This is a genomic window from Hallella absiana (genome assembly GCF_025457485.1).
Lineage (GTDB): Bacteria > Bacteroidota > Bacteroidia > Bacteroidales > Bacteroidaceae > Prevotella > Prevotella absiana.
The window spans coordinates 1-3,275 of sequence record NZ_JAMXSP010000064.1 but is presented as its reverse complement, the minus strand read 5'-3'; the positions used below and the strand labels follow the sequence as shown (position 1 = coordinate 3,275).

The window sequence follows — 3,275 nt, the reverse complement described above, 5'->3', positions numbered from 1 at the left end:
CCGCTACAAATGTAACAATAATAAATGAAATGACAAAACATAATAAGTTAAATATAAACTGATTTATAGATAATTGGCTTTGCAGCTTGCGTTATCGCTACAAATTAATCGAAAATTCAGATTAATATTCTTAATGCCATCGGGATGGCGCGTTAAACCTTTCTCACAGATCTTCACAGATCTTTGCGTTCGCCATGTCGCTCGATGGAGGGTTACGCATCCGTGTAGATCTGTGAAATCTGTGAGAAGAAATAATCGTGGGAGAGAGTCACACAGATCTCACAGATTTTCACAGATATATATCTACATGATTTGGTTGATGCTCCCTTCATGGACATGAAACGTCATATCTACGAGATGTCTTTTTGTTAACGCTCCGCTACGCGGAATAAAGAAGATAACCGAATATTTAGAAAATATATTTTCGATATTCGTTAATATTCTTAATGCCATCGGGATGGCGCGTTAAACCTTTCTCACAGATCTCCACAGATCTTTGCGTTCGCCATGTCGCTCGATGGAGGGTTACACATCCGTGTAGATCTGTGAAATCTGTGAGAAGAAATAATTGTGGGAGAGTGTCACACAGATCTCACAGATTTTCACAGATATATATCTACATGATTTGGTTGATGCTCCCTTCATGGACATGAAACGTCATATCTACGAGATGTCTTTTTGTTAACGCTCCGCTACGCGGAATAAAGAAGATAACCGAATATAAAGAATATAAATATGTAATTCTCTATACGATCGACATGATATCAATAATATTCTTTATATTCAATGATATTCTTTATATTCGAGTATATTCTTTATTCCATCGAAGATGGAGCGTTAAAAGCCCAAAAGATGCGCGTGAACACTATACACTTTTGTAGGGCTCACACAGAGACACAGAGCCACGGAGACTTACTCGTGACTCAGAGCACAGAGACGGCTTCGCCTTAAAGAGAATATAGAAGCTCCTGCGATGTGCTCGCTTCGTGAACTCTTTACGATGAAGCCGTCTCTGTGAACTCTATATATAATAAGGAGCTCGTCTCTGATACTCTGTGTCTCTGTGTCTCTGTGTGAGAGTTCATTATATGGCCATTCATGTGAAATATGATATTCGTGATTTAAAAAAAGTCGGAGGAATTGTTTGAATATCATAAAAATAACGTAACTTTGCAGCGGCGTTGATGTGCGGCCCGCCGCATGTCTTCGCCGGACATAGTCGTGTCGCCGCCGTCGGCTAAGCGTAGCCGGCACACCAAAGGCTTCGACACATAAAGACGTTTACAAACATTATCTTCAGTTTTCAAACTTCGGAAATTTGAATATTTCGAAAGATGATGCCGGGTAAATGTCCGCGTTAAGGTGTATTTATCATGCACCCGAAAGGGTGTATTGTATAATAACCTCTGACGTGGGCTACTTGTGCAGTTCACTTCGAAATGGGTTTCCGAAGACCTGAAAACTGGGTGACTCTGTACAGATGCCCACGTTTTTTATGTCCTCACATGAACACATTATATATATAAGGGAGCCGAATCAGGGGCGATTCTATAGGCACGAAAAAGTAAGTAATATTAAAGGTCTGTAGAATTATGCGATTACGTCACTCTGTTTCTAAGTTCCGCTCTTGTGACCTGTTGCTGTTGTCACTAAGCGCGCTGTCGTTTCTCACCGGTTGCAGTGAGACGCTGACCGACAGCACGCCCGTTCTCTCTTCCGAACCAATCTCGTTTAAGGTGGATGTCATCGACGGCACACCGGTCGCTCACTCTTCGAGCGCCTCGGCCAAGACTTCACGCGCTGTAGCGTACGCTACTGCATCCCAGGCTCCTACGCCTGATCCCCAGTCTTATTTTGCCGCTCCGCTGAAGACCACGGGCGGCGGCCACACGCTCTATCTCCATCCGCTCGTCTCCGAGCGTGTGGGCGGCGCTATGGCCGAAAAGGTCACCGACGAGCCGCTCACGCGCGGCACCCGCATCGAATCTATCAACCAACTCACGCAGTTTGGCGTGTCCGCCATCCCATACGCCAATGACAACACCTTTGCCTCGGCCACGCCCAACAGCCTCTTCTACAACGAGACGGCTACAAACGCGAGCTATGGTTGGAAGACTGCCAACGAGCACTATTGGCCTGCCACCGACAAGGTGGCCTTCTATGCCTACGCTCCCATTCCTTCTTCTTCCAATGGCCTGACGCTGTCCTCCGGCAGTACAGCGGGCACGCCCTACATCGACTATGCGCTTCCCACCACTGCGGAGAACCAACCCGACCTGATCGTGGCCACAAACAAAGGCCTGACGCTCGCCAGCGTGGGCACCAACAAGGCTGTGCCGCTTACCTTCGACCATCAGCTCACCTCCATCCGCTTCGTGGCCGGACCGGACATGCCGACGGGAAAGATCACTTCGGTAGGCTTCACAAACATCGCCACCAAAGGGCGGCTGTCGCTGGGCGGTACTTGGACTCCGAGCACGACACTTTCTGACTACACCGTCAACGACATCAACGTGGAACTCAAGGGCTCCGAGGACCAGGAGATAGTTTCTGGCACAAAGACGCTGCTGATGATTCCGCAGTCGTTTACCACGGACAATCAGAAGATTGCCATCACCTACGTCTTCGACAACAACACGTATAACCTCACCGGTTCACTCAAAGGCACAAAGTGGGACAAGGGCCAGTCCATCGTCTACAAGGTCTCGCCTCACTCCGTCTCAAAGTTGCAGTTGGGCACCATCGCCTTTGCCACATCATGGGGCAGCAACTATCCCAAGACGGCCTTTGCCAAGGACGATGCCGTGGGCATCTATGTGGCTGATGCCAACGGACTGAAATACAGCAACGTCAAGCTGACACGCGGGGCCGATGGCAAGTGGACACCAGCCTCCCGTGTGCTCCTGCCCGAGAACTGCAGGTACTATGTCTATTATCCCTATAGCACGAGTGGCCTCGCCAACACGGGCAAGGCTGCCACTGATGCCGCCACGTTCTTTGCCTCCGGCATATCGGCATGGAACCCCAAAACGGATCAAAGAGAAAAAACAGATCTGTATGCCAGCGACCTACAAGTGGCCGCAGGCGTTGTCTCCACAACAACCGCCTCTACAGTGAACTTTAGCATGAGCCATCAGATGGGGCTGGCAGTCAGTATCCATCCATTTTAGGCCGCCTTTTCTATAAGCTGTAAATTTTCGACCTTTGCCGAAAATTTACAGCTTTATGTTTAATCTCAACGAGAATAACCAGTTTTTCCTCTCCAATTCCCCAAC

At 48.2% G+C, this 3,275-nt stretch carries 1 protein-coding gene; it reads left to right on the top strand.

Annotated features, from left to right (window positions below; genetic code table 11):
• Positions 1–1,592 precede the first annotated feature (1,592 nt).
• Positions 1,593–3,170, top strand: coding sequence for a fimbrillin family protein (locus NG346_RS14245; RefSeq protein WP_262281339.1), 1,578 nt, complete (start codon positions 1,593–1,595; stop codon positions 3,168–3,170).
• Positions 3,171–3,275: the final 105 nt, after the last annotated feature.